Source organism: Dinoroseobacter sp. S124A (genome assembly GCF_049801015.1).
Lineage (GTDB): Bacteria > Pseudomonadota > Alphaproteobacteria > Rhodobacterales > Rhodobacteraceae > Dinoroseobacter.
Map to the genome: position 1 here is coordinate 404545 of NZ_JBNAGD010000004.1, position 23746 is coordinate 428290.

21 protein-coding genes, 2 tRNA genes and 3 pseudogenes are annotated in these 23746 nt (G+C 61.8%); 3 read left to right on the forward strand and 23 right to left on the reverse strand.

From position 1 onward, the window contains the following. Nucleotides 1-10 precede the first annotated feature (10 nt). Nucleotides 11-4116 (forward strand): annotated as a pseudogene (locus tag ACP15I_RS12370) (RecQ family ATP-dependent DNA helicase); the annotation flags it as partial. A gap of 599 nt (nucleotides 4117-4715) precedes the next feature. On the opposite strand, the pseudogene ACP15I_RS12375 reads toward ACP15I_RS12370, so the two are convergent. The 17 genes and pseudogenes from ACP15I_RS12375 to murA form a co-directional block, all read right to left on the reverse strand. Further along, nucleotides 4716-5508, reverse strand: a pseudogene (locus tag ACP15I_RS12375) (IS5 family transposase); the annotation flags it as partial. Between the two features lie 378 nt (nucleotides 5509-5886). Then, the gene (locus ACP15I_RS12380) at nucleotides 5887-6735 is read right to left on the reverse strand and encodes a glycosyltransferase (RefSeq protein ID WP_424975320.1); all 849 of its coding nucleotides are present in this window, start codon (nucleotides 6733-6735) and stop codon (nucleotides 5887-5889) included. A 2-nt stretch (nucleotides 6736-6737) separates the two neighbouring features. After that, complete coding sequence (locus tag ACP15I_RS12385; protein WP_424975321.1) at nucleotides 6738-7217, reverse strand: hypothetical protein; 480 nt, start codon at nucleotides 7215-7217, stop codon at nucleotides 6738-6740. A 2-nt stretch (nucleotides 7218-7219) separates the two neighbouring features. Beyond that, the gene (locus ACP15I_RS12390) at nucleotides 7220-8482 is read right to left on the reverse strand and encodes a nitric oxide synthase oxygenase (RefSeq protein ID WP_424975322.1); all 1263 of its coding nucleotides are present in this window, start codon (nucleotides 8480-8482) and stop codon (nucleotides 7220-7222) included. A 4-nt stretch (nucleotides 8483-8486) separates the two neighbouring features. Continuing rightward, nucleotides 8487-10058, reverse strand: a complete 1572-nt coding sequence (locus tag ACP15I_RS12395) for a B12-binding domain-containing radical SAM protein (RefSeq protein ID WP_424975323.1) — start codon at nucleotides 10056-10058, stop codon at nucleotides 8487-8489. A 688-nt stretch (nucleotides 10059-10746) separates the two neighbouring features. Beyond that, a tRNA-Phe gene (locus ACP15I_RS12400) sits at nucleotides 10747-10821 on the reverse strand. An 87-nt stretch (nucleotides 10822-10908) separates the two neighbouring features. Further along, nucleotides 10909-11139 carry a DNA gyrase inhibitor YacG gene (locus ACP15I_RS12405; protein ID WP_424975324.1) on the reverse strand — a complete coding sequence of 77 codons (231 nt, stop codon included), beginning with the start codon at nucleotides 11137-11139 and terminating at the stop codon, nucleotides 10909-10911. Beyond that, entirely contained in the window at nucleotides 11136-12179 is a 1044-nt protein-coding gene (locus tag ACP15I_RS12410; protein WP_424975325.1) for a ribonuclease E/G, read from the reverse strand. The genes ACP15I_RS12405 and ACP15I_RS12410 overlap by 4 nt, the downstream gene beginning before the upstream one ends. Further along, the gene (locus tag ACP15I_RS12415) at nucleotides 12176-12793 is read right to left on the reverse strand and encodes a Maf family protein (protein ID WP_424975326.1); all 618 of its coding nucleotides are present in this window, start codon (nucleotides 12791-12793) and stop codon (nucleotides 12176-12178) included. The genes ACP15I_RS12410 and ACP15I_RS12415 overlap by 4 nt, the downstream gene beginning before the upstream one ends. 2 nt (nucleotides 12794-12795) lie before the next feature. Next, the gene (gene infA, locus ACP15I_RS12420) at nucleotides 12796-13014 is read right to left on the reverse strand and encodes a translation initiation factor IF-1 (RefSeq protein ID WP_007205486.1); all 219 of its coding nucleotides are present in this window, start codon (nucleotides 13012-13014) and stop codon (nucleotides 12796-12798) included. A 69-nt stretch (nucleotides 13015-13083) separates the two neighbouring features. Next, the gene (locus tag ACP15I_RS12425; RefSeq protein ID WP_424975327.1) at nucleotides 13084-13944 is read right to left on the reverse strand and encodes a nitrilase-related carbon-nitrogen hydrolase; all 861 of its coding nucleotides are present in this window, start codon (nucleotides 13942-13944) and stop codon (nucleotides 13084-13086) included. A gap of 34 nt (nucleotides 13945-13978) precedes the next feature. Next, nucleotides 13979-14566 carry a GNAT family N-acetyltransferase gene (locus ACP15I_RS12430; protein ID WP_424975328.1) on the reverse strand — a complete coding sequence of 196 codons (588 nt, stop codon included), beginning with the start codon at nucleotides 14564-14566 and terminating at the stop codon, nucleotides 13979-13981. After that, entirely contained in the window at nucleotides 14563-15018 is a 456-nt protein-coding gene (locus tag ACP15I_RS12435; RefSeq protein ID WP_424975329.1) for a low molecular weight phosphatase family protein, read from the reverse strand. Before ACP15I_RS12435 ends, ACP15I_RS12430 begins: the two co-directional genes overlap by 4 nt. Nucleotides 15019-15021: 3 nt before the next feature. Further along, nucleotides 15022-15501 carry a UPF0262 family protein gene (locus ACP15I_RS12440; protein WP_424966013.1) on the reverse strand — a complete coding sequence of 160 codons (480 nt, stop codon included), beginning with the start codon at nucleotides 15499-15501 and terminating at the stop codon, nucleotides 15022-15024. Beyond that, on the reverse strand, nucleotides 15498-16814 hold the full coding sequence (gene hisD, locus ACP15I_RS12445; protein ID WP_424975330.1) for a histidinol dehydrogenase: 1317 nt from the start codon (nucleotides 16812-16814) through the stop codon (nucleotides 15498-15500). Before hisD ends, ACP15I_RS12440 begins: the two co-directional genes overlap by 4 nt. Nucleotides 16815-16874: 60 nt before the next feature. Continuing rightward, entirely contained in the window at nucleotides 16875-17351 is a 477-nt protein-coding gene (locus ACP15I_RS12450; protein ID WP_424975331.1) for a DUF2948 family protein, read from the reverse strand. Then, complete coding sequence (gene murA, locus ACP15I_RS12455; protein WP_424975332.1) at nucleotides 17348-18616, reverse strand: UDP-N-acetylglucosamine 1-carboxyvinyltransferase; 1269 nt, start codon at nucleotides 18614-18616, stop codon at nucleotides 17348-17350. Before murA ends, ACP15I_RS12450 begins: the two co-directional genes overlap by 4 nt. Nucleotides 18617-18915: 299 nt before the next feature. Here murA and ACP15I_RS12460 point away from each other — a divergent pair. Then, a tRNA-Thr gene (locus ACP15I_RS12460) sits at nucleotides 18916-18990 on the forward strand. A gap of 553 nt (nucleotides 18991-19543) precedes the next feature. Here ACP15I_RS12460 and ACP15I_RS12465 read toward each other — a convergent pair. The 3 genes and pseudogenes from ACP15I_RS12465 to ACP15I_RS12475 form a co-directional block, all read right to left on the reverse strand. Continuing rightward, nucleotides 19544-20533, reverse strand: a pseudogene (locus ACP15I_RS12465) (recombinase family protein); the annotation flags it as partial. An 18-nt stretch (nucleotides 20534-20551) separates the two neighbouring features. Continuing rightward, the gene (locus tag ACP15I_RS12470; RefSeq protein ID WP_424975333.1) at nucleotides 20552-20881 is read right to left on the reverse strand and encodes a hypothetical protein; all 330 of its coding nucleotides are present in this window, start codon (nucleotides 20879-20881) and stop codon (nucleotides 20552-20554) included. Between the two features lie 111 nt (nucleotides 20882-20992). Beyond that, on the reverse strand, nucleotides 20993-21484 hold the full coding sequence (locus ACP15I_RS12475) for a hypothetical protein (protein WP_424975334.1): 492 nt from the start codon (nucleotides 21482-21484) through the stop codon (nucleotides 20993-20995). A gap of 68 nt (nucleotides 21485-21552) precedes the next feature. On the opposite strand from ACP15I_RS12475, the gene ACP15I_RS12480 reads away from it, so the two are divergent. Beyond that, on the forward strand, nucleotides 21553-21801 hold the full coding sequence (locus ACP15I_RS12480; protein ID WP_424975335.1) for a hypothetical protein: 249 nt from the start codon (nucleotides 21553-21555) through the stop codon (nucleotides 21799-21801). Here ACP15I_RS12480 and ACP15I_RS12485 read toward each other — a convergent pair. The 3 genes from ACP15I_RS12485 to ACP15I_RS12495 are packed head-to-tail and all read right to left on the reverse strand — an operon-like array spanning nucleotide 21798 to nucleotide 23741. After that, nucleotides 21798-22055, reverse strand: coding sequence for a hypothetical protein (locus ACP15I_RS12485; protein ID WP_424975336.1), 258 nt, complete (start codon nucleotides 22053-22055; stop codon nucleotides 21798-21800). The genes ACP15I_RS12480 and ACP15I_RS12485 overlap by 4 nt on opposite strands. Then, nucleotides 22052-23440 (reverse strand): type IV secretory system conjugative DNA transfer family protein, encoded by a 1389-nt coding sequence (locus ACP15I_RS12490; RefSeq protein WP_424975337.1) that lies wholly within the window; start codon nucleotides 23438-23440, stop codon nucleotides 22052-22054. Before ACP15I_RS12490 ends, ACP15I_RS12485 begins: the two co-directional genes overlap by 4 nt. Then, nucleotides 23433-23741: a hypothetical protein gene (locus tag ACP15I_RS12495; RefSeq protein ID WP_424975338.1), complete on the reverse strand. Its 309-nt coding sequence runs from the start codon at nucleotides 23739-23741 to the stop codon at nucleotides 23433-23435. Before ACP15I_RS12495 ends, ACP15I_RS12490 begins: the two co-directional genes overlap by 8 nt. Nucleotides 23742-23746: the final 5 nt, after the last annotated feature.

The following is a 23746-nucleotide window of genomic DNA, read 5'->3' on the forward strand; positions in this document are numbered from 1 at the left end:
GACGCGAACGGTCCCAAACTGGTCGCGCGCGCGGATATCCCCACAGCTTCCGGCGCTCTCGCGGTTTGACAAGACCGGGGCGCTGACGGTCGTGATCTCTCCGTTGGTGGCGCTGATGGCCGATCAGGTCCAGGGAATGGCACGGGCCGGCATCGCCTCGGCCGTGACCATCAACGGCATGCTCTCTCTCCCGGAACGAAGCGTTGCCCTCGACAAGGTCCGACTGGGCGATGCCGCCATTCTCATCATCTCGCCGGAGCAACTTCGGAGTGTCTCCGTCCGGTCAGTACTGGCCCAACGCGAGATCGGTCTATGGGTCCTCGACGAGGCGCATTGCGTTTCGAAATGGGGGCATGATTTCCGACCGGACTATCGCTATATCGGCCGGTTCATCAAGGAAAGCTCGGGCGACGAGATCGCGCCTGTTCTCTGCCTTACCGCAACCGCTAAGCCCGATGTCGTCGCGGATATCTGCGAGCATTTCAATGCGCGCCTGGGGCTTGAGCTTCTGCGCATTGATGGCGGTGCAGCCCGGTCCAACCTGAGTTTCGAAGTGTCCCCTACGGGCCGCAGCTCCAAGAACGCGGACATTCTGGAGGCCATCGAGGCCCATCTCCCCGAAGCTGGTGCTTCCGGTGCCGTGGTCTACTGCGCCACACGGAGCAATGCAGAGAACGTGGCCGCGTTCCTGAAGACCTATGGTCTTGCGGCTGACTACTACCATGCAAAGCGCACAGCCGAAGAGAAGACCGACATTCAAGAAGAGTTTCGGGTCGGCGAGCTTCGCGTTATTGCTGCGACGAATGCCTTCGGCATGGGGATCGATAAGCCGGATATTCGGCTTGTCGTTCATGGCGATGTGCCCGGATCCCTTGAGCATTACCTGCAAGAAGCGGGGCGAGCCGGACGTGACAGAGCACCCGCCCATTGCGTCCTGTTGTTCAACGCCGAGGATGTGGACCGTCAATTCAGTCTCAGCGCGCGTTCCCGGCTGGCGCGCCACGAGATCGGCGCCATTCTGAAGGCGGTGCGCCGATTGGATAGCCGCACCCGCCGCAGCGGAGAGGTCGTGGCGACACCCGGCGAGATCGTCAAGGAAGAGCGAGACCACGAGTTTCAGCGGGATGACGCGACCGATGACACGCGGATGAAAACGGCCGTTGCCTGGCTTGAAGAGGCAAAGCTTCTTCGGCGGGAGGAAAACCGGGTTCAGGTCTTTCCGGCCTCCCTGACGGTTCGGGGGCTCGAGGATGCACAAGCTGTTTTGGCCCGCGCAGAGATATCCGAGACGCGACGCGCAGACCTTCTCCGGGTCGTCAGCCACATCATCAATGCGCCAAAGGAAGAGGGCATCTCGACCGAAGAGCTCGGCGGAGCGAGCGGGCTATCACTCCCGGCTTTGCGCAAGGCGCTCACCGATCTCGAAGCGCTTGGCCTTGCAACCGATGACACCAATATCACGGTGTTCGTGCATGTGGGCGTCGAGGACCGCTCGAGCGTGCGTTTGGAAGCCGCGGCGCGTCTCGAAGCTGAGTTGATCGCACTCCTGCGGGAGGAGGCACCGGACGCGGATAGCGGCACGCTTTACCCCTTTAATCTGGCAGCAACCTGTCAAGCGCTCCGCGAAAAGGGGTACACAGCAGTGCGCCCCGACATCGTGTCAGGTTTGCTTTATGGGATGACGCAGGATGGGCGCGATCTGGATGGCGAACGGGGCAATATCCATGTGCGTCGCGCTTCGCGTGGCAGTCTCTTCGTTCGCCTTCAGCGGACCTGGGATGTTGTCGAGAAATCTGCGGAGCTGAGGCGTCAGACGGCGTCTCGACCGCTGGCGCATTTGACCGACAAGGTGCCGAAAGGCGTTCGTGGAAAGGATGTCTCGGTCGAGACCACTCTGGGGGATCTACTGGCCGGTATCAGCGGCGACGCGATCCTGCGCGCTTCGGTCAATGACCCCAACAAGCTGATGGACCGAGCCCTGTTGTGGCTTCACGAGCAGCATGTCGCAACGCTTGGCAAAGGATTGTCGGTGTTCCGCCCTGCAATCACGCTGCATCTCAACCCGAACGGTGGTGTCTTCACGGTCGACGATTTCGCGCCCCTTGAAGAGCACTACGCGGAACAGACCATACGGACCCACGTCATGGCCACCTATGCGGAAAAGGGCTTGGAGAACATGCCGGACGCAGAACGGCTGGCACTGGACTACTTCGATCTGGACCGCGATCGCTTCATGCGCAGGTGGGTGCGCGGGCGCGGAACCGAGTTCCGTCGGCAGGCGACGGGCGAAACCTGGAACCGGATCGTTGCGGCGCTGAACAACGCCACGCAAGGGCAGATCGTAAGAGACAACCGCGAACAGACAAACGTCCTTGGTCTGGCGGGGCCGGGGTCCGGGAAAACCCGCGTTCTCGTCCACCGCATCGCGTATCCTGTAAAGATCAAGCGGGAGGATCCCAGGGGCATCTTGGTTCTGGCCTATAACCGACATGCTGTTGCGGAAATCCGGGAGCGGCTCCGTCAGCTGATTGGCGATGAAGCGCGCTTTGTCGCTGTATCGACCATCCATACCCTTGCCATGCGCCCTGTCGGCGCCAGCTTCGCCGGTCGCGCCAGCGGCGATCGGCAAGACTTCGACACGCTTCTTCTGGATGCGGTCAAGCTCGTCCGAGGCGATGGACCAGACCGCAGCACGGCAGAAGCCCTGCGCGAAACGCTCGTGCAGGGATATCGCTGGCTATTGGTCGACGAGTATCAGGATGTCGGTCCCGAGGAATATGCCCTCATCTCCGCAGTGGCCGGGCGCAGCTTGGACGATCCCGACCTCAGGATCAGTCTTTTCGCCGTCGGGGATGATGATCAGAACATCTATTCCTTCTCAGGTGCATCCGTCCGCCACATTCGCCAGTTTGAGGAGGATTACGCCGCGAAACCGGTCTACCTCACGAGCAACTATCGGTCTTCGCAACACATCATCACGGCGGCGAATGCCGTCATCGGACAGTGCTCTGACCGCATGAAGGTGGATCATCCCATCGTCATCAATGATGCGCGCCAACAAGCGCCGCATGGGGGCGAGATGACCGGGCGCGACCCCGTGGCCCAGGGGCGCGTGCAAATCCTGGAATGCCCGCCCGGCAATGACGCGCAAGCGATGGCGGCCATAGACGAGTTGCGGCGGCTCTCGACCCTTGTTCCGGATTGGAACTGGGCGCGGACCGCGATCATCTCACGCGATTGGTGCAAACTTGCACCCGTGCGGGACTATGCAGAGGCTCTGGGCATTCCGGTGGAACTGGCCAGCGAGCGGCTCCCTCGCCTGTGGCGGATGCGAGAGATGCAAGACTTCGTCGCGGCGGTGCGCGCCTCCCGTGGTGAGCTTCTCGGCATTGGCGATCTGACAGATCGGCTCAACCAGATCCCGTCTTCACGATGGACCGACCGGATTGGAGAAGGCCTTGGACTTCTCGCAAGGGAGATTAACACTCGGCCTTGCCGGCGGAGGACATCATCGAGTAGCTGGCGGAATGGGCGGACGAGACATGGGGGGAACAGCGCGGGCTCAAGCTCGTGACAGCGCACAGTGCCAAAGGTCTCGAATTTGACGACGTGATCATTCTTGACGGCGGCTGGGAGCGCCCGGGCAAAAACGAGGATCAAGATGCCCCGCGACGCCTGTTTTATTTCGCCATGACGCGCGCTCGCCGCAACCTGATCGTGATGAGCAACGACAATCACGAATACCTGCCGGCGCGGTCACCTGCCATTGTGAGCCGGGCCGTTGCCACGGACATCAATGCATTCCCGAAACCAAGACATTTCTTTCAATCCGCCGAGGCGCGTATGGTCGACCTGTCCTTTGCCGGTCGCCTTGCGAACACCAACCCGTCGCTTGCGGCAATTCGCGAGGCGCGGATTGGGGATCCCGTCACGTTGGAGCGACAGGAAAGCGGTGTCTGGGTTCTGGCGGATATCAAGGGGCGCATTCTCGGGCGCATGGCAAAGAAGAGCTCCGCGCCCCCGGAGAGGGCCGTCTTCGCGCATGGCGAAGTCGCCGCCATCCTGCGGCGATACCGATACGACAACGAGGAGGCGTTCCTGCACCTTCTGAAGTGAGACGTATGGGAGGTGATTGTTCCCGAGTTGGTGTTTGAAGAAGCACCGTGAAAATCGGCATCTTACGTCGTCGTCCGGAGCCGGTTACCGACAAGGTGCCTTCAGAAACGGATCAGATCCCGAAATCGTATCTGGTCCGTACCGTGCGATCCAACCGAAGAGGAACGGTTCGGCAAAGCTCCTGGTCTTTTGCGCGCGTGGCCGAAAGACCCGAAGTGAGGTCTGGGCGTGATATCGCGCGAAGCTTTCCAAACACCGGTGGCCCGTATCCGGTCGCGGCCGCCAGAGCGGAGGTTGCGTCGCCGTTTCCGCGCAACTGATCTTCGCTAAGGGCGCAGTTCTGTCGCGCCGGGGCAGGGGCGCGGGGCGCGAAAACGACCGGGTTTCCTCCGTCTCTTCATCCCAATCCACGTGATCTGGCGGCATGCTCATGCCGCCCCAACCATTGCGATTAATGGCAGGAAGATCCAAATTTGCGGCAGACCCTGATAGAGGCTCATCTCATCTATCGCAAAGCCAGTGGCGTTGGCCGCCACCAAGACGCGAAAACATCCAAAGAAGAAATACGCGAAGGTTTTGCGTGCTAGGGTCAGGACACACAGCCAATAGATGGCGGTAACTGCGAAGGCGATGGCAGAAAGGAAGACCTTCGGACGCTTGTCGTATCGTGTCGCAACGCGTCACCAATCCTTTAGCCGGCCGAATATGATCGCGATCCGGTTCCGGCGTTTGTATCGGCGCGTGTTGTATTTCACCGGCTTCTTGCACTGCTTACGTCCGGGGATGCAGGCGCGTATGTCCTTGTCTTCCAATGCTTCTCTGAACCAGTCGGCATCATAACCGCGGTTCCCGAGCAACCAATCGACATCCAGCTAGCTACCGAAAAGTGCCCGTGCGCCGATGTAGCCACTGACTTGTCCGGCGGTGACGAAGAGGTTGAGCGATCGACCCTGGCTGTCGCAGATGGCGTGCAGTTTGGCCCCTCTCGGTGATTGTTCCAATCACCTGCCGATCAAGGGTTCATGCCGCCCTTCGTTCGACCAAGCAGGCGCCCACGCCCCCCTTTTCCATGCCCAAGCCGGTCGCTGTTCGGTGGGACTTGAGATACGTTGCGTCGATCTTCACGGTCTTCGTATCACCGTACTCGGCAGCCAGACCGGCCATCATTCGCGCGAAGATACCGTTGTCGCTCCATCGTTTCCAACGGTTATAGAGCGTCTTATATGGCCCGTAGGTGGTGGGGGCATCCGGCCACCGCAAGCTATTGCGATTGACGAAGATAATCCCACCTAGCAAACGTCGGTCATCGACCCGCGGCTTGCCGTGTGCCTTGGGAAAGAAGGGCTCAAGACGCGCGATCTGGGCGTCGGTCAGCCAGAACAGATCAGACATGCTCACCGCTCGTTTTTCGGACCGTGACACACGCCAGAGAAATCAATGGGTCCTGACCCTAGTGTGGCAGCATGATTGCCGAAGTCTTTGACAAAACTAGAGCCGCAAGCCTGTCGCAAGGCTGCTGTATACTCTCTGTGGTTTGGCCCCGTGCCCGCGGAGCAGATGAGGGCATGCGGCGCAGGGTCAAAGTCCACACGCCGTGATCTATCGCCTTCGAGGCGAGGGGGGGCAAAATGCGGTTGGGATCTCTGGGGTGACAAGCGGGGCAGGGTCCGAATTGGGATTTTGACGGTTCTGGACGAACACACCGGCTGATGAACGTGCCTCTCACCTGTCGATCAAGCGGAAGTCATGCGGCCTCGTTTGGGCGTCTCGTCATTGCCTTTCACGCCAACCCTGCCGTTCGGGGATCCAAGAGGTCTGGTTGTCATCGGGCACCAGCGACGCGCACAGGCGTGCCGCCGCAAAGGCCCAGGCCCCGACCGCGTGGGCGGGGGTCGTCATACGCTGCAGGAGCGCCTCGCGCTGGCCGGGCGGGCGTGGGAGCTCCAGCCCCATGGCGAGCAACTCCCGTTCGCCGCGTTTCCAACGGGCGCGCATTCGAACCCATCCGGCAAAATCAGACGGAGGACATGTGCTTGCCGTCACCTCCGAGAGGATCAGGCGCCGGTCTGCGGGGATGTGAGACGCAGCGAAGATATCGTCGCCGGAAACCTTGGGCCACGCGCCCCACTGGCCGCGCCCTGCCGCAGAGAGACCGACAGCCCCCAAAAACCCCGTATGATGTGCATGGGGCAACGCATCCCATGTCTGCGCCATCGCAGCTGAGAGCCAGGAGACCCCTTCGGTGCGGTGCACACGCCGCGCGCCCACAAGGTCCATTTCCCCATCGCATAGCGGGCGCAGAAGCTTTTGGAATGCTCCGTCCTGCAGCACGACATCCGCGTCGAGGTAGAAGCGCGGAAAGAGATCGCCAAGGACGACATCGCCGGCCTGCAACGCGCCCGTCTTTCCCGGGCGCGGCAGCTCGATCACGGTGACACGATCCCCGCCCAGCTCTCGGATGGTCCGGGCCGAGTCGTCCTGGCACCCGTTGCAAACGCAGACCAGTTTGGCGGGCAGTCCGCTCAGTTGCCGCAGCAGCGGGGGCAACGTCCTGCGCAGAGCGTCGGTTTCGTTTCGGACCGGCATCACGACACCGAAGGGGGGCGGCGACGCGGACATCCCTATTCCTTCGGGTTGGAGATCAGGAGATAGGCCGCAAAGCTCCAGACGGCGGCGGAGCACAGCAGGGGCAGCAGCTCCGGTGGTCCCGTGAACACAGCGTCCAGCAGGAACATGCCCAGTCCGAGACCGAGAAACACGCCTTTGGTGGATATTTGCCAACGCGACCCGAGGAAGGTTTTGGGGCGATGCGCGGGCAGCCAGCTCTCCCAGTTTCCATGCGTCTCATCGGCGTTGATTTCCTGAAGATACGCCTTGATCTGAGCCGTGCGCACACCGTGGTGGCACCATTGGCTGGCCCCACTCAGCACAACGCACTGAAACGCGAAATGGAGCAGGGAGGACGCCTCCGGCACCACCGCAACTGCGATGGCAAAGGCCGAAAATAGGACGAGGAGAGCTTGCAGCAGCATGTTCTGAAACAGGATTCTCTGCTTGAGTTCCTGCCTCAGGGACTGAATTTCAACCGGAACATCCTGCATGTCTACCAAGCCATCCTTTTCCAGATTTTCCAGCGGCGTTGCACCCGGTCCACCCATCCGGAGACGCGGTTGCGGTAACTATCGCCGTACCAGGGCATCAGGCGCAGCCCGTCAGTGCCCCGCTCCCGGTAGAAATTCGGCACCGGGTGAAAGTTGCGCATTTTGAGGTGAAAGACGTCATGCGCGGACCCGGCCTGCGGGGGCACGATCCAACGCCAGTCCCCGGCGACCCGGCGTCCGCGCGCCTGTTCACGGCTGTGGAAGGTCATGAATTGCTCCGACGCCTTGTGGTGATCGATGATCGTCGCCCGGGCGGTCTGGAAGGATTGCAGCACCGCGCGGTTCAGCTCGGTCAGCGCCACATCCTGCCAAAGGGAGGATCCTTCGGAGACCCCGATCGCGCGCGCCACTTGCGGCAGCAGGTCATAGCGTTGGGCATCCGCGAGATTGCGAGAGGCAATCTCTGTGCACATGTAGTGACCGTTGAACGGCGCACAGGGATAGTCCACGCCGCCAATGGTCATGATCATGTTGCTGACAAGCGGAACCGCATACCAGCGCAAGCCCAACGCATCGAAATCCGGGTATTGCGGATGGCGGATGTCGACCTGCCGGATGGCCTCGACAGGGGCATCAATCATGATGCGCCGATCCTTGGGGTCGCGCATGAAATAGGGCAGCAGATCAAAGGCGCCAGGCTCCTCTGGAGGTGTCCAACCCATTGACCGCGCGAGCTTTGTGGATTCCGCGTTCTGCCGGTCTCCCAACGTGCGTCCGTTCTCCAGCGTGTGGCAGGCATAGCGCGAAATCTGCCCGCTTTCGATCCAGCTCGGCATCGCGTCGCCCTGGATTGGTGCGAACACCGAGATGATCGACCGAATGCCCTTGCCGGAATCAGCCTCCCTGAGGTGATCGGCCATCCGCGCCGCCATGGCATCGGGGCTTGTAAGCTTTCGGCAATCATTCACCTCAAGGCTTTCCCATGGCAGGCGACCGATGCATTTGCCCGTGTTGCGCCAGGCAAGCCGTGCCCCGAAGGCCAATTCTTCCAGGGTGTGTTCGTAATATCCGTGCCTGCGCAGGTCGCTCCGAACCTCGGCCCACCTGCGTTGCCGGAGGGTGCGTCCATGGCCGGATGCGTCATGAAACGTGTTAAGGAACGCTTTTGCTTCCTCCTTGCGTTCCAGCGCAGACAGCGTCCGGATGCGCCGCTGGAGGGATGTGCCCCTGCTTGCGTCGGAGCGGACATAGAACTTTCGGCGCATGGTCTTACATCAGCCCATCAAACTGCCGCGCCGCATCGCTCAGAGCCTTGCGATTGATGTCATAGACGATCGAGAGCGCGCGGGCTTTCGCCCGACGATAGGCCCGGTCGCGCGGCACCGTGTAGCGGTACTCCGAACGTGCCCGTGCGTGGCGATGCTCACGAATATGCAGCGGCAGATCCTCTTCCCCGGCCTTGTCCTGCATCGCCTGCCAGATCGGCGTGTCCGTATGCAGCGTGAAGTCATTGAACCGGACCCGGCCGAGATAGGGCGCATGCTCCTCGAGAAAATCCGCCGTGGCTTTCATGTCCTGAGCCGTCTCGCCGGGAAATCCCTTGAACATGGTGCAGCGCACCGAGATGCCTGCCATATGCGCGTCGCGGATGAACTGGGAGTTGCGCTCGACCGAGCTGCCTTTGCGCATCGCGTCCAAGAGTGTCTGGCTGCCACTTTCGAGCCCGAAGGAAATGCGCCGCATCCCGCCATCCGCGGCCGATTGCAGATCGGCCCGGGACAGCCCGTTATCCCGTCGCGTGTCGACATGGACGGTGCCCACCCATTCCGCGCCGCGGACATAGCGCCTGATATTCTTACCGATATCGCGCAACATGCCGGGCCAGGAGTTCAGCTTCAGATCCAGGAAGAGAAAGTTGGTGGTCTCGTGCCGCCGTGCCTGTTCTTCGATCTCGTAGAGGACGTTTTCCACGCTGCGCGTCCGGAATGTGCGGCCCGATGCGGAAATGACATCAGAGCAGAACAGACACTTGTCCCATTGGCATCCCCGTCCGGTCATCACTGGGACGATGCGCACCGGATAGCGGTCCCAGGGAAAGTCGGAAAAGTCGGGAAGGGGGATCTGGTCCAGCGGGCGCAGCGGGCGCGCCGGAGCCGAGGATCGCCCATCCGGCAATTGCACCCCCGGAAACTGCAGCAGGTCTTCACCAGCATGGAGCGCCCGAACGATCTCGGGGAGGTTCAGATCCACCTCGGCCCCGACAATTGCCGACAACCCCGGGAGGTCTCGCCACGCTGCCGCCACGTCGGGCAGATTGAACATCGGCCCGCCAAGCACCACCGGAACTCCATGCTCCTTGGCCCGTCGTCCGATCTCACGGATGGTGGTCTGGTGGTGCAGATAGGCAGACAGAAGAATGGCATCGGGCTTTTTCTTCAACGCATTGGTGACTTCTCGCAGAACCGTCGCATGGGGGCGCTCCGTATAGCGCTGTCGGCTCCGGCGGGCGTAGTCACGCAATGTCAGAGCAGGCTGCCAATCGGTGAGATGGATGCGGCGCCGAACGTGATCAAACAGCCATTCCCGGCGTTCCCGTTGCGTGGCCGGCGCATCAAAGGCGAGCGGGCAAAGCACGCTCACACTGTGCCCGTTCTCGCGCAGGCTCGCCGTCAACAAGCCGATTGCGAGCGTTGGGAAGGATGCGAAATTGTTGAGATCGACGATAAAAATATCCAGCGCGTCGCCGCGGTCCGCCGATGCCTCGCGAAGGCCTGTCGCGTCGTCTGGAGATGCTGCCGCGATCCGGTTGGCTGGTCGTAATCCACGCAGGCTTTGCCTCATGATCAGCTCCCAAACACCAAATACAACTACACGCGGGGCTATTAACCACTATCACGAATTCGAGAGAATCAAACAAAAAAGGACATGGACCTCACGCCCCGAGGGGCGTGGAGACAGTGCCGATCACTCGGATGGAAGGGTGGGTTTCACTGCCACGGGAGGAGCATCGCGGTGGGGCGATCGTGGTAAGGAGGCCCTTCAGCCGCCTACAGAACCGCGGTGCCATGCTCCAACAGTCTCTGAGCCCGCTGAGCTTGATGTCCATGCAGATGTGGAGTGTGCCTGTTCGTCGCAGGTTTCGAGCATCACGCTCGATCTAGGAGAAATGCGCGTAGCCCTATGGTTCGCAAAGTTGTTCTGAGCCACTCCACGTCACAGCCGTCAAAGCTGTCATCGCCGAGCAGCCGAGACCTTTTCAAAGCATTGCTTGGTCTCCCACCGCTCCCTACATGAGACGGGAAAAAGCCCAACAGCAGAAAACGAATATAGGCGGCCCTTTGATCTTTCGAACGAAGTCCTCGCGCGTCCTCGATCAACATCGTGCAATGGCACCATGTAAGCGCTGCATCTCTCGCAATAGTGCGCCCTCAACACCGCCGTCACACATACGAAACAAGCGTGACAGAAACCCCGGTTCCTCATCGCTGCTGGAAGCATTGAGGGAATTTAGGGCAAATGGTTTTTGTAATGGTGCCCGGGGGCGGAATCGAACCACCGACACGAGGATTTTCAATCCACTGCTCTACCCCTGAGCTACCCGGGCACGGGACGGCTGGGCCGTCTCAGGGTGCGAGCGTTCTAGACGTGAGAACGGGAAGTGTCCATAGGGGTTTGGGGAAAAAACTTGGTCTCAATGTCGCGTTTTTTGCGCGTCTTGGAACGCCGGGTCTGCCGCATCGTCGGACGGGGTTTCGGCGAGCCGCGCCATGGCCTGTTCGGCCTCTTCAACGTCCTCATCCCGCTCCGAGGCGATGGCGTAGCCGCCGGTCATCCAGCGCCCCAGATCCACATCTGCACAACGTTTGGAACAGAAGGGGCGGTAGCGGTCTGCGGCGTCTTTCTGGCAGATCGGGCAGCTCATGGCAGGTCTCTCCGGCGCAGCGGGATGCGGTCGCGTTTGCGCTGCAGCTCATAATGGCCAAGCGGGGTCCAGCCCACCAGCGACGTCTCGGTAGCGTCCTGCCGGAAGGCGGTGCGCAGGGCCTGTTCCAACGCTTTGCGGTCCTTCTTGGGCATCGGGGCGAAATCCACGGTGATCTGTCCGCCGAGCCCGCGCAGGCGGAGCTGCCGGGGCAGGGCGCGCGCCGCAGCGATGTTGGCCTTCATCCCCGCGGCGGGGGAGGTGTCATTGCCGGTATTCACATCCACCGCGATCAGGGCGCGGGTCGGCTCGACCACGAGGCTGCCGCCCCCGGGCAGGGCCGCCTCGGGATCCGCCAGATCCGCCAGCGCGTCCAGCACGCCCAGATCCTCGAACCCGCCGGCCTGCGTGATGATCTCGTCCGGGGCGGGATCGCTCCAGTCGCGCCAGGCCAGGTGATGTGCGTCGGGCGCGTCGATCAGCAGGGCAGGCGCGTCAGCTGTGCGCTCAGCCGTGATCGCCTCGGCCAGCGCCAGGGTTTCGGCGATATCCTCGGCCAGTTCGTCCTCTGGGGCGTCTGCGGCGGCCGAACGCAGGATCATGCCGGTCTGATCCGCAGGGGCCAGGTCCTCGGCCAGGATCCGCAGGCGGGCGCGGATCTCTTCGTCGCGAATCGAGCGCGCGATGTTGAGGCCGGGGGCGCCCGGGCTGACGATCACGTAGCGGCTCTTGAACAGCACCCGGTCCGTCACGGGCACGGCCTTGCCCGGCTCGGCCACGCCCGAGACCTGCACCAGCAGGGACTGGCCCGGTCGCCGTCCCCCGCCGCCGCGCAAGAAGCCCTGCATCCCGCCGAGCTTGACGAAGGCGCCGCCCTGACCCTTGACCGGACGGTCGACAATCGCGCGGAAGATGGCGCCGGGCAGGGGCGGGTCGCCCTCATCCGGGTCGAGGGTGAAATCGTGGAGCCGCCCCTCCACCACGCGGGCGGCGGCGCGCCGGCCGTTCAGGTGGTCGAGGATGATCATGCAGCCCTTCATGTGCCGCGTCCTTCTGGGGGCGCATGTCCCGAGGGGCCCGGCGCGACGATACCGGCATGTGTGAGAAGCGCGGCGGTTTCCGCCAGGGGCAGGCCCACCACCGCTGTATAAGAGCCGCTGATCCAGGGGATGAAGGCAGCGGCAGCGCCCTGGATGCCGTAGCCGCCCGCCTTGCCGACCCAATCCTCGCTGTCGAGATAGGTGGCGATATCCGCTGGGCTCAGGTGGCGCATGCGCAGGGTCGTCTTGACCTCGCGGCTCACCAGCCGGTCGCCATGGCGCAGGGCGATCGCGGTGATTACCGCGTGCCGGCGTCCGGACATCAGGGTGAGAAAGGCCTCCGCCTCGGCGCGGTCTTCGGGCTTGCCGAGGATCCGCAGCCCGACACTGACCGTGGTGTCGGCCGTCAGCAGCACCTCATCCGGCGCAATCTCGAGCGCTTCGGATTTCTCGCGCGCCATGCGCTGCACATAGGGCAGGGGCCGTTCGCCCGCATGGGGCGTCTCGTCGATATCCGCCGCGCGCACGGCATCAGGCACCAGCCCGATCTGAGCCAGCAGCTCCAGCCGCCGGGGCGATCCCGATCCCAGGATCAGGCGGGGTCGGGGCGTCACCGTTACTTGAAGCGGTAGTTGATCCGACCCTTGGTCAGATCATAGGGGGTCATCTCGACCTGCACCTTGTCGCCCGCCAGAACACGGATGCGGTTCTTGCGCATCTTGCCTGCCGTATGTGCGATAATCTCATGGCCGTTCTCAAGCTCGACCCGGAATGTCGCGTTCGGCAGGAGTTCCTTCACGACGCCGGGAAATTCGAGCAATTCTTCCTTGGCCATGGTGTCTCCAACTAAAACTGCCCGCTCAACGACGGGCGCGCCAGCATATGCGCGGATTTCCCGAAGTTTTCAAGCGTGTTTCTGCGCAAAGGGCGTGAGCTGTGCCATATTGTGCTGCCCATCCCATGCCGACGCGATGTCAACCTGCTCCGGGAGGCGCGGGGAGACCGGGGCGCGGGCCCAACCGAGGGTGTCGGGGGCGGTTTCAGCGAGGATGCCGTCGGGGGGCGCGCCGCTGTCCGGGGCCACATAAATCCCGGCCCGCCCGGCGGAACGGTCGAGATAGGACGACATGGCGCAATCGCCTACGGTCTGGGCGAGGGCCACATGTCCGCCGCTCTCGAGGGCTCGGGCCCGGGCAGCGATGCGGACACGGCTGGCCCCGGTGGCCCCTTCCGTCGCCGAGGGCATCAGGAGAAGCTGCGCGCCGGTCTGCCGGATCGCACGCGCCTGAGACGGAAATTCCCCGTCATAGCAGATCAGGACACCAAGCCGGGGCAGGCCGGGCGGATCGAATACCGGCAGGGCCGTGCCGGGGCAGAGGGGCGTCTCGGCCTGCTCCCACGGAGTGAGCTGGCGCTTGTCGACAAAGGCGACCCCGCCCTGCGGCGTCACCAGAGCGGCCCGGTTGACCAGATCACCCGTCTCGCTGCGCGCGGGCAGGGATCCGGCCAGCAAGGTGATCTTGTGCGCCCGGGCGATCGCGGTGACCATCTGCCAATAGCGCGGGGCGGCCTTAGCCGCGCGGTCGGTTTCCTCGGCAGTGCCGAGCGGGGTCGTGGCCCCGATCAGCGCCGCCTCGAGCCCCGCATATTCCGGAAAGACCACAAGCTCTGCATCCGCCTCGGCCACCCACTGCGCGATCTTGCGGTGCAGGCTGTCCCAATCGGGCAGGACCTCGACCGGATAGGCGGCTGCGGCGATGCGCATGATCACGCCCCGGACCCTCTGGTGCGTCCCCGGCTCACAGGGCCCGCATCCAGATCTGCAGCGGTTTTTCGGTTTCCTCTGATGCGCCGACATCCAGCCAGCGCATCCGCAGCGCGGCCCCGTCCACCGGCGCATAGCCGCGCTTGCGCCAGAACGGCTGCAGATCCCGCGCCTCAGCCGGGCGCGCGGGATGATCCGCAGGTCGCGTCACCGCACAGAAACTGGCATGGGTCGCGCCGAGCGCGCGCGCATGGGCCTCGCGCGCATCGAAAAACCGGTGCCCCGCCCCCTGCCCGCGATAGGCCGGGTGCAGCACCGATTCCGCGCAATAGAAAATCTCCATCCCCGGCTTGGACAGGGGGTCATAGGCCTCGGCCACATCCGCGTGGTCCCGTGCGGGCATGCCGGTGGCCGCCCCGACAACCTCGCCCTCTGCGGTCTCGGTCAGAATCACCACGGACTGCGGGCAATCGCGGTAGCATTCCAGATAGCGCGCCTCATAGGCGACATCCCCGTCATAGAGATAGGGCCAGTCACGAAACACCGCGATCCGAAGGGCGGCCAATGCCGGGATCGCCTCGGCCACCTCGGCCCCGCGCAAGGTCCGAAACCGCAGGCTCATGCCACATGCCCCGGTGGGCCGAACCGGGCGAGCATCCGCTCGCGGATCTGGTCACGGGTCTGGCGATAGCTGCGCAGCTTGGCCTCGCGGGTCTCGGCCATCCCGGCTGGATCCATGACCGGCCAGTATTCCACATCGAGGTGAAACAGCCGGGTCAACTCCAGGGCCTGCCGCTGGCTCGCAGGCGAGAGCGCCACGATCAGATCGAAAGAGGACAGGTCATCGCCCCAATTGTGCATATCCTCGAAGGACCGCGTGCGGTGCGCCTCCAGCGTCACGCCGATCTCGTTGCACACGGCCACGGCAAAGCCGTCGATATCGAGATCGTTCTTCACCCCCGCCGACTGGATATAGGCGCGCTGGCCGTAAAACTTCTTCATCATCCCCTCCGCCATGGGCGAGCGGATCGCATTGTGGTCGCAGCAGAACAGGACCGAGGAGGGGAAGGGCATGGCCTAGCCCCCGAAATGCAACACGCAAATCAGGGTGAACAGGCGTCGGGAAGTGTCGATATCCACCTCCGCCTTGCCATCGAGCCGTTCGAGCAGAAGCCGCGCGCCCTCGTTATGAATGCCGCGTCGGGCCATATCGATGGCCTCGATCTGGCTCGGAGGCAGGCGTTTGACCGCGTCGAAATAGCTCTCGCAGATCTGGAAATAGTCCTTCACCACCTGACGGAACGGCCCGAGCGAGAGGTGGAATTCCGCAACCTGCTTGGCTTCGGCATCCGACAGGTCAAAGACCAGCCGCCGTTCCCGGATCGCCAGAAGCAGGCGGAAAGGCCCGGGCGGCACGTCGCGATCCTCGCGCGGCGGCAGCTTGAAGGCATTGTCCTCGAGAAGATCAAAGATCGCGACCTTGCGCTCTTGCTCGATCTCGGGCGTCGGCGGGGGCAGGGCGCTGTCATCAATGGAGATGTCGATCAGATAGCTCATTCCGCAGCCTCCCCGCGGTTCAGGCGGTCGAGGCGGGCGCGGACGCTGAGGCCATGCGCCTCGAGGCTTTCGGAAATCGCCAGCCGTTCGGCGGCGGGGCCGATCTCTGCCAGCGCCTCGGGTGTCATCTTGGCGAGCGTCGTGCGCTTGACGAAATCCATCACCGAAAGGCCGGACGAGAACCGCGCCGAGCGTGCCGTGGGCAACACGTGGTTCGGGCCACCGATGTAGTCGCCGATCGCTTCGGGCGTCCAGGCGCCGAGAAAGATCGCACCGGCATGGGTGATCTTCTCGGCCAGCGCATCGGGATCGGCCACGCAAAGCTCAAGATGTTCCGGCGCCACACGGTTCGACAGGGCGGCGGCCTCGTCGAGATCGCGGACCGTGACCACAGCTCCGAAATCGCGCCAGCTCGGGCCCGCAATCGCGCGCCGCTCGAGGGTTTCGAGCCGGGTCTCGACCGCGGCGGCGACCGCGCGTCCAAACTCCGCGTCATCGGTGATCAGGATGGACTGCGCGCTCTCGTCATGCTCGGCCTGGCTCAGCAGGTCCACGGCGATCCAGTCCGGGTCATTGTCGCGATCGGCGATCACGAGGATCTCTGACGGGCCGGCAATCATGTCGATCCCGACGCGGCCAAAGACCCGGCGCTTGGCGGCGGCCACATAAGCGTTGCCCGGCCCGGTGATCTTGTCCACGGTCGCGATGGTCTCAGTGCCATAGGCCAGCGCCGCAATCGCCTGCGCCCCCCCGATCCGGTAGACGGTGTCGACCCCCGACAGTCGGGCGGCCAGCAGGACCAGCGGGTTCACCACACCGTCCGGGGTCGGCGCGCAGATCACGAGCCGTTCCACCCCGGCCACCTGAGCGGGGATCGCATTCATCAGCACCGAAGACGGGTAGGAGGCCAGCCCCCCGGGCACATAGAGCCCCGCCGCCGAAACCGGGGTCCAGCGCCAACCCAGCTCAGCCCCGGTCAGCTCGGTCCAGCGGGCATCTTCGGGCATCTGGCGGGCGTGGTAGGCGCGGATGCGCTCGGCGGCGAGTTCCAAAGCCGCGCGTTCATCGGCGGGGACCTTGGCAATCTCGGCCTCGATCTCGGCGGGCGAGAAGGCCAGCGTCTCGGGCGTCAGCTCCAGCCGGTCGAACTTCGCCGTCAGCTCGAGCACCGCGGCATCGCCCCGGGCGCGCACATCGGCGATGATCGCGGCCACCGTGTCGTCCACATCCACGGCATCCTCGCGCTTCATCGTCAGGAGCTGTGCGACCTGCGTTTCGAATTGCGGATCGGTGCTGGACAGGAACATCGGCATGGGGCTCTCCTTTGTGGGGCGAGACATAGCCGCCGCCGCCAGCCACCTCAAGCGCGCGCGTTACGGGTGCGAGGGGGATTTCCGCGAGGGCGCGAGATAGGGGCGGGTCACATCCTGCAGGGTGACGTTGATGCACTCGACCGACAGAGCAATCGCCCCATCCCCCGCCAGCGTCAGCTCCAGCGTGCCCGCGCCATCCTCAGTGGCGGCAAAGGACAGTGACAGCAGCGACAGGATCGTGTCCGCATCACCGCGCACGACACCCGCACTGCGCACCGCCAGCGCATCATCGATAACCAGCATGGATTGCACCCGCTCGACGGGGCGGCCCCGCGCCTCGGCGCGGTCGCGATCCTCCCAGCGGAAGCGGTTGAGCAGCAGGGCAAAGCGCCGTTCAGATTTCCGCCAGCTCATCTCGCTGGCCGGAAACACGGCGTCCTGCACCAGCGCGGAGATCACTTCCAGATCCTTGGCATCCTCCGCCATCAGGCGCAGGGGGCTCTCGCCGCCATCTTCGAAGGTTGCGTCTTGGCTCATTGCTCTTTCACCCGCTCGATACTCGCCCCGCAGGCGCTCAGCTTTTCCTCGACCCGTTCATAGCCGCGATCCAGATGATAAACCCGGCTGACAACGGTTTCCCCCTCGGCGGCCAGGGCCGCGAGGATCAGCGAGACACTGGCGCGCAGATCCGTCGCCATGACCGGCGCGCCCTTGAGACGCTCGACCCCGGTCACGGTGGCCGTACCGCCATGGACGTCGATCTGCGCCCCCATGCGGATCAGTTCCGGCGCGTGCATGAAGCGGTTCTCGAAGATCTTCTCCTCGAGCACCGAGACCCCCTCGGCGGTGCAGAGCAACGCCATCATCTGGGCCTGCAGATCCGTGGGAAAGCCCGGGAAGGGCTCGGTCACCACATCCACGGCCCGCACGCGACCATTGGCACGGGCCACGCGCAATCCGCCCTCGGTCTCGGTCACGCTGATGCCTGCCGCATCGAGCTTTTCGGCGAAGGACGCCACGAGGTCCATGCGCCCGCCCAGCAATTCAACCTCGCCGCCGGTGATGGCCGGGGCCAGCATATAGGTGCCCAGCTCGATCCGGTCGGTAACCACAGGATGGGTCGCCCCATGCAGCCGGTCGACGCCTTCCACGGTGATGGTCGATGTTCCGGCCCCGTCGATTTTCGCGCCCATCTTGGTCAGGCAGGCCGCCAGATCGACGATCTCGGGCTCGCGCGCCGCGTTCTTGAGCACCGTGGTGCCCTTGGCGAGGGTCGCCGCCATCAGGATGTTCTCGGTGGCCCCGACCGAGACAAAAGGAAACTCGAAGGTCGCGCCCCTGAGCCCGCCGGGGGCCTTGGCATGGACATAGCCCTCGCGCAGATCGAGCTCGGCCCCCAGCGCCTCAAGACCCTTGAGATGAAGGTCCACGGGCCGCGCGCCGATCGCGCAGCCACCGGGCAGGGACACGACCGCATGCCCGTCCCGCGCCAGCATGGGCCCGAGGACGAGGATCGAGGCCCGCATCTTGCGGACGATGTCGTAATCGGCGGTGTGGTTGTTGATGTCATGGCTCGACAGGGCGAGGACCTTGCCCTCCTGCAGGCTGCTCACTTCGGCCCCCAGCGAGCCCAAAAGCGCCGTCATCGTCGCGATATCGCTCAGCCGCGGGGCATTGGTCAGCGTCAGGGGCTCATCGCTGAGCAGCGTGGCAGGCATCAGCGTGAGACAGGCGTTCTTCGCCCCGGCAATCGGGATCGCGCCCCTCAGAGGTGCGCCGCCGCGAATGATAATCTGGTCCATCTGTGCCTGTCCTTATGCCCGGCCATTCTCGTCGGTCGGAGTCTGATCTGCCTCGGGGTCTGCCGCTCTGCGCGCCCTGGCCTGCGCCTTGCGCCGCTGCATGTTCGCCTTCAGCGCATCCTTGAGACGCGCCGCGCGCGCATCCTTTTCGGTTGGCCTGTCGCCCAAGCTATGTCCAGAGTTTTTTCGCCCCATGGGGGACGTCTTATCGCAGCCGGAAAAAAGGGTCCAGATTGCGCTTGCGCCGCTCTGCGTTTGGGCGTAATCAGCCGCCCATCGCGAAGGCCACTTCGCAGGCTGCTGCTGTAGCTCAGAGGTAGAGCACTCCCTTGGTAAGGGAGAGGTCGAGAGTTCAATTCTCTCCAGCAGCACCATCTCGCTTTTCAGTCCCGAAAATCCCCCTAAGTATCTGAAAGGGAACGATAATTCGGGAGTTCCATACATACCATTTGGACAGTATCGAAGTGGCTCAGCAAACGCCAACCGAAGCACGGTTTGGCGCATAGCGTAGTCACCATTTTTGTATATTTTCCAAGGACTTGATAGGAACCGCAAGGCGAGTTCCATACAATCCTCAAACCGACCCTTTTCAGGGACGGAATTTTCAATCTTCTCCTTCAGCAGAATCTTGTCTCGTTCGAGCTTTTCGATCTTGTCTTCATAGGCGCTGACGACCGAGGCGTTGTTCGCCTCAACTATGCGATCCAAAAGGCTTTCGATCTGACGGTTCAGATCATCAAGCTGATTTTTGAGCGCCGTCTTCTCACCCTGCACGATGGCAAAGCGTTTGTCCCAAGCATCGCGCATCATGGCCTTGGCGAGTTCAAAGAAACTCTCGGCAGGCGCGAGCGCCTTCATGATCTCGGCAAAGCCGTCCTCCATCTTGGCGCGTGGCACCGACTTGCTCTTAGCTTCGCAGCCGCGTGTCTCACACCGATAGTATGCAAAGTACTTGGTTTTGCCCTTCGTCCAAGCTGCCGTCATGTTGTTGCCGCAGCAGTCGCAACGAACGAACCCACGCAGCGGAAAATCTTCGTTGTAGTCTTTACGCGCCGGAGCGTTTCTTTTTTTGCCTTCGATGTTCTCGATGATGCGCTGATGCGTTTCAAAGCTGATCAGGCCTTCATGATAGCCTTTGCGCACACTCACACCCCATTTTGGCGCTTCGACATAACCTGCATAGACGACCTTCTTGAGAAGCCTGTTCACCGTCATTGGACGCATGGTTCCGTCTGACTTGTCCTTCGGAAACTCTGGCTTGCTTTCGAGGAAGCGTTGCACTTCGGCCTGAGAGGCGAAGTGTCCTTTCGCGTATCCTTCGAGCGCTTCGCGCACGATTGGACCAAGCACTTCATCGGGAACAAGTACTCTTCCACCGCCTGACGGCGCGTTCACATAGCGATAGCCGACTGGCGCACGGAAAACCCAATAGCCATTCTCGACGCGCGCCTTCATCTTCTGGACGACCTGACGGCGGTTTTGTTCTCGTTCAAGCTCGCCTTGCGCGGCAATCACTGTCTCGATGAACTTACCCTCAGGAGAGTCCTCAATACGGAAATTCAGGCACTCGATTGTCGCGCCGCGCGTTGCGAACTCTCGGCGCAGTTTTAGGTGAAATTCGGTATCGCGCGCAAAGCGTTTCAGATCATCAAAGATTACTTTGTATGAGACTCCTGGCTGCGCATCGATGTAGCTAAGCAGCGCTACCATCCCGGGGCGGCGCATGAAGTCTCCGCCACCACTGACATCATCAGGAAAGACGGCTTCGACTGTGTAGCCTTTCTCTTCCGCATAGGCGCGGCAACGCTGTTCCTGGCTTTCAAGGCCGCTGCCTTCTAGCCGTTGCTTGGTGGAAGAAACGCGGCAATAGATCAGTGCGCGTTTGATTTCAGTGCTTCTTGTGTATTCATCCTTCATGGCATCTCCAGACCGCCCCTATGGGGTTGGCCTCTTCGGTTTTTCTTCTTGTTCAGCTTCCCCTGAGCTTACCGCATTCATCGCCTCTTTGGCACGGCCAGAAACCGATCCAGCGTCTTTTCCACAGACTTCTTGGAGGGGATGAACGCCGTAGCCGAGTTCGACAAAGCTCACGATGATCTGCCAGAGCGCTTGAAGGAACTCTTCCTTCTCCGCTTGGTTCATATCCGATCCATCGAGAAATTTTTGGTATCTCTCCACATCAACCGTCATCGTCGGCTTTGCGGAGAGATCAAACGTAGGGCTCAGGCCTTCACTACCTGATTTGTTTTTGTCATCATCATACATTACTTCCTCCTTTCGGAGGCAGGTTTTTACACCTTGCCCCATTGTACCATAATTCTCGAAAAACCCCTAATTTCTGCGGGTTACAGAGGGTTTCGCGCCTTAGGTTTCCCATCAACGGCTCCATGAGCGTGTGCGCCGTTCTTGGCCCACCCGCCGATCAGTTGCCGTCTGAAAATCACCGATCAGCTTCTCGCGTCGCTTGCCTCGCAGCAGAGCCTTATCGAGGCACAAGCGCGTGGCTTCGGTCTCTCGTTTGTCGATTTTGGCGAGTTCGGATTTATGCGCTGCGCGCACTGCAAGCTTTGCCTGAGTACGAATACGCTCACGATTGAACCCGTCACCGCCAAGTCCGCGCGGCGTCAGGTGGCGTTTCACCGAACCCGCTTCGTTGATCAGTCTCTGACTGACCCTAGCAACGCGACCTTCAAATTCTTTCTCGTAAGAGCGCTTCACGGCGCGGCGTTCTTGCTCGAACTCTTCCGATGCTTTCTTCAATGACTTCCACTCGTCCGCATTCAAAAGCTTGGCGGCTTGAACACGCAGCTTGTTCAGTTCGGATCGAGGTTCAAAGAGCTCTCTGACTTCCTGAGACAAGCTGGCCATCACAAAAGCCCACCACATGGCCGCGAAATTTGCGTCGGAAGAATCCGATCTGGTAGGATTAATACGCGATGAAATTCAAAGACGCCGATGATGTTGTAGCGTGGCTTGAGCCGATGGATTACGAGACCTTCTGGAAGGAAATTAAACCCTTCGGTCTGATCCTTATCCCCCGCGAAAAGTGTGACCGCGATATTGCGAGCGGAGCGACTGACGAAGAAACCGTTCTCTACGTCATGAAGAACCTTGTGCGCGTCGAGCTGAGTTCGATTCTGAAGCTCGAATGGCGAGAGCCCATGCCGTCCCATGCTGTGCATTAGCGCGCCTCCTTTTTGAAAAACCGAACCCAGCCGCACTTGCCGTTTTCGGCAGGCCGCTCGAATTCGCCGTAAGGACCGATGAAGTGGCAGCTCGTGTAGGTGCGGTGTGCAAACACATCGTGACCCTGGCCTTCATCGATCCAAGAGTAGGACCAGATCGCATGTGGTAGGCCGAACGCCTGATGGGTCAGCCAAAGGCTCACAGGTACGATGAGCCAGAAGAAGTAGCTGAGCTTGATGAAACGCGGCTTCATGATCCGCCCACCTTCTGAATGTCAATGGTGACTTTCGGATCGGCTGGCCGTTGCGCGCCCTCCAGAGGATTGGCGGCAAGCTCGCCGTGACAGAACGGGGCAATTTGGTGCTGGCCAACTTTTTCGCAGAGTATCCAGCCGACATTTTTCACATGGATTAGTTGCTCGTTCGGCTTCATCCGCATGAGCCGCTCGGCTGGAATGCGGCGATCCTTGCTGGTGCCGATGCTCGCATTGTAATCAAGCCCCGCGCTGCTCAGGCTAAGGCTGTGTTGCTGCACCAAGGTTTCTCCGATTGCGCGCGAGACGCGCTCGCACTCTTCGAAGGAAGAGAAGCCAAAATACTGTTTTACAACAGCATTCTCTTCAATCGTGGCCGTCTCCTTGTCAGAGTAAGCGCGCTGAATCTCAGAGCGTGACTGCGCGATGAAATGCAGATTGCCGCCATAGCCACGAAGAACCGTCATCGCCGAGATCAGGGATTTGAGCGGGGCGTTTGTTGCCTCATCCAAGATGAAATCAACAGGCACGCCCGCGCCCGACAACACAACATCGATAAAGGATTGCAGGTGCAACGCATAATGCGGGCCGAGACGCGCCATATGACGCTGCGGCCCGACGATGAATATCACGTAGCGGCCATGTATTAAGTCTTCATGCGTCAGCTTTGCGTGACGCCCCGCCCGATGGAGTGGACTGCCTGCACTGTAAATTCGCAAGGACTTCAGGGCGGCAGCGCGGTGCTGCCCCCAATGTTCTTTATTCTCATGCATGTCGAGAACATGCGCGCCGAGGGCTTTACGCACCTCATCGCCATCTTCGACGGCAATGCGCGCAGCGCTCAATAGCACGTCAGGATTGGCCAGCATCGACCACACCATGCCAGGGCTCAGCATGCGGGGATCACCGCTCAAAAGTTCGTTCTTGCAAAACTCCAAAAGCGTGCGCGGCTCATCCCTGAAATATTGGTTCTTGCCATCATTTGGTGGCTCAGGGATCAGCGCGTGGTTGGCATTATCGATGGCAAAGACCAACTCGCCATTTTCTTTTTCAAAGGCATCACGCACGCTGCCATAGGGCGATAAATCTACCCGAAAAGGATTGTCCTCACCCGTGATTGCCGTCTCATCAAGGATCGCGACATTGCGACCGTATCGGGCGCACATCTCTGCAGACTGAATGGCCGCTTCACCATCTTTACAGTCATTGATGACGATTGCTCGGTTTGTATCGGGGAGCAAAGAAAACAGCCACGGCATCGCGCCGCAGGTGGTCTTACCGCCGCCCGCTGCAGAAAGCAGTAGGCTATGAGAGTCACGCGGCGCGTAGATCGGCTTGCCGTCCGCAGGGTTGATGCCGAGCAGTCGTTTGACGGGCTTAGTCATCGATCATCCCCGCATCTATAAGGGCATTTTGATCGGCAAGGTCAGACGGCGCAGGGGCGCGGCTTGTAGCCGCAAATCGCGCCAGTTCTTTTTCACGACCATAGAGTTTGACCATTGCGCGCAGCGCCATCAGCAGTTTGTTCAAAGATGCTGCGCCGAGCACGATGCTCAGCACGCCAAGCCCCCACCATTCAGGCGAAGACGGCCAGAGCCACCTGGCGCATGCACCAAACAGGAAGGCTTGGAGCAGATAGCCGTTGACGCTCAGGATGCCACTTTTGGATGGCGTGCTGATTTCCATCGGAA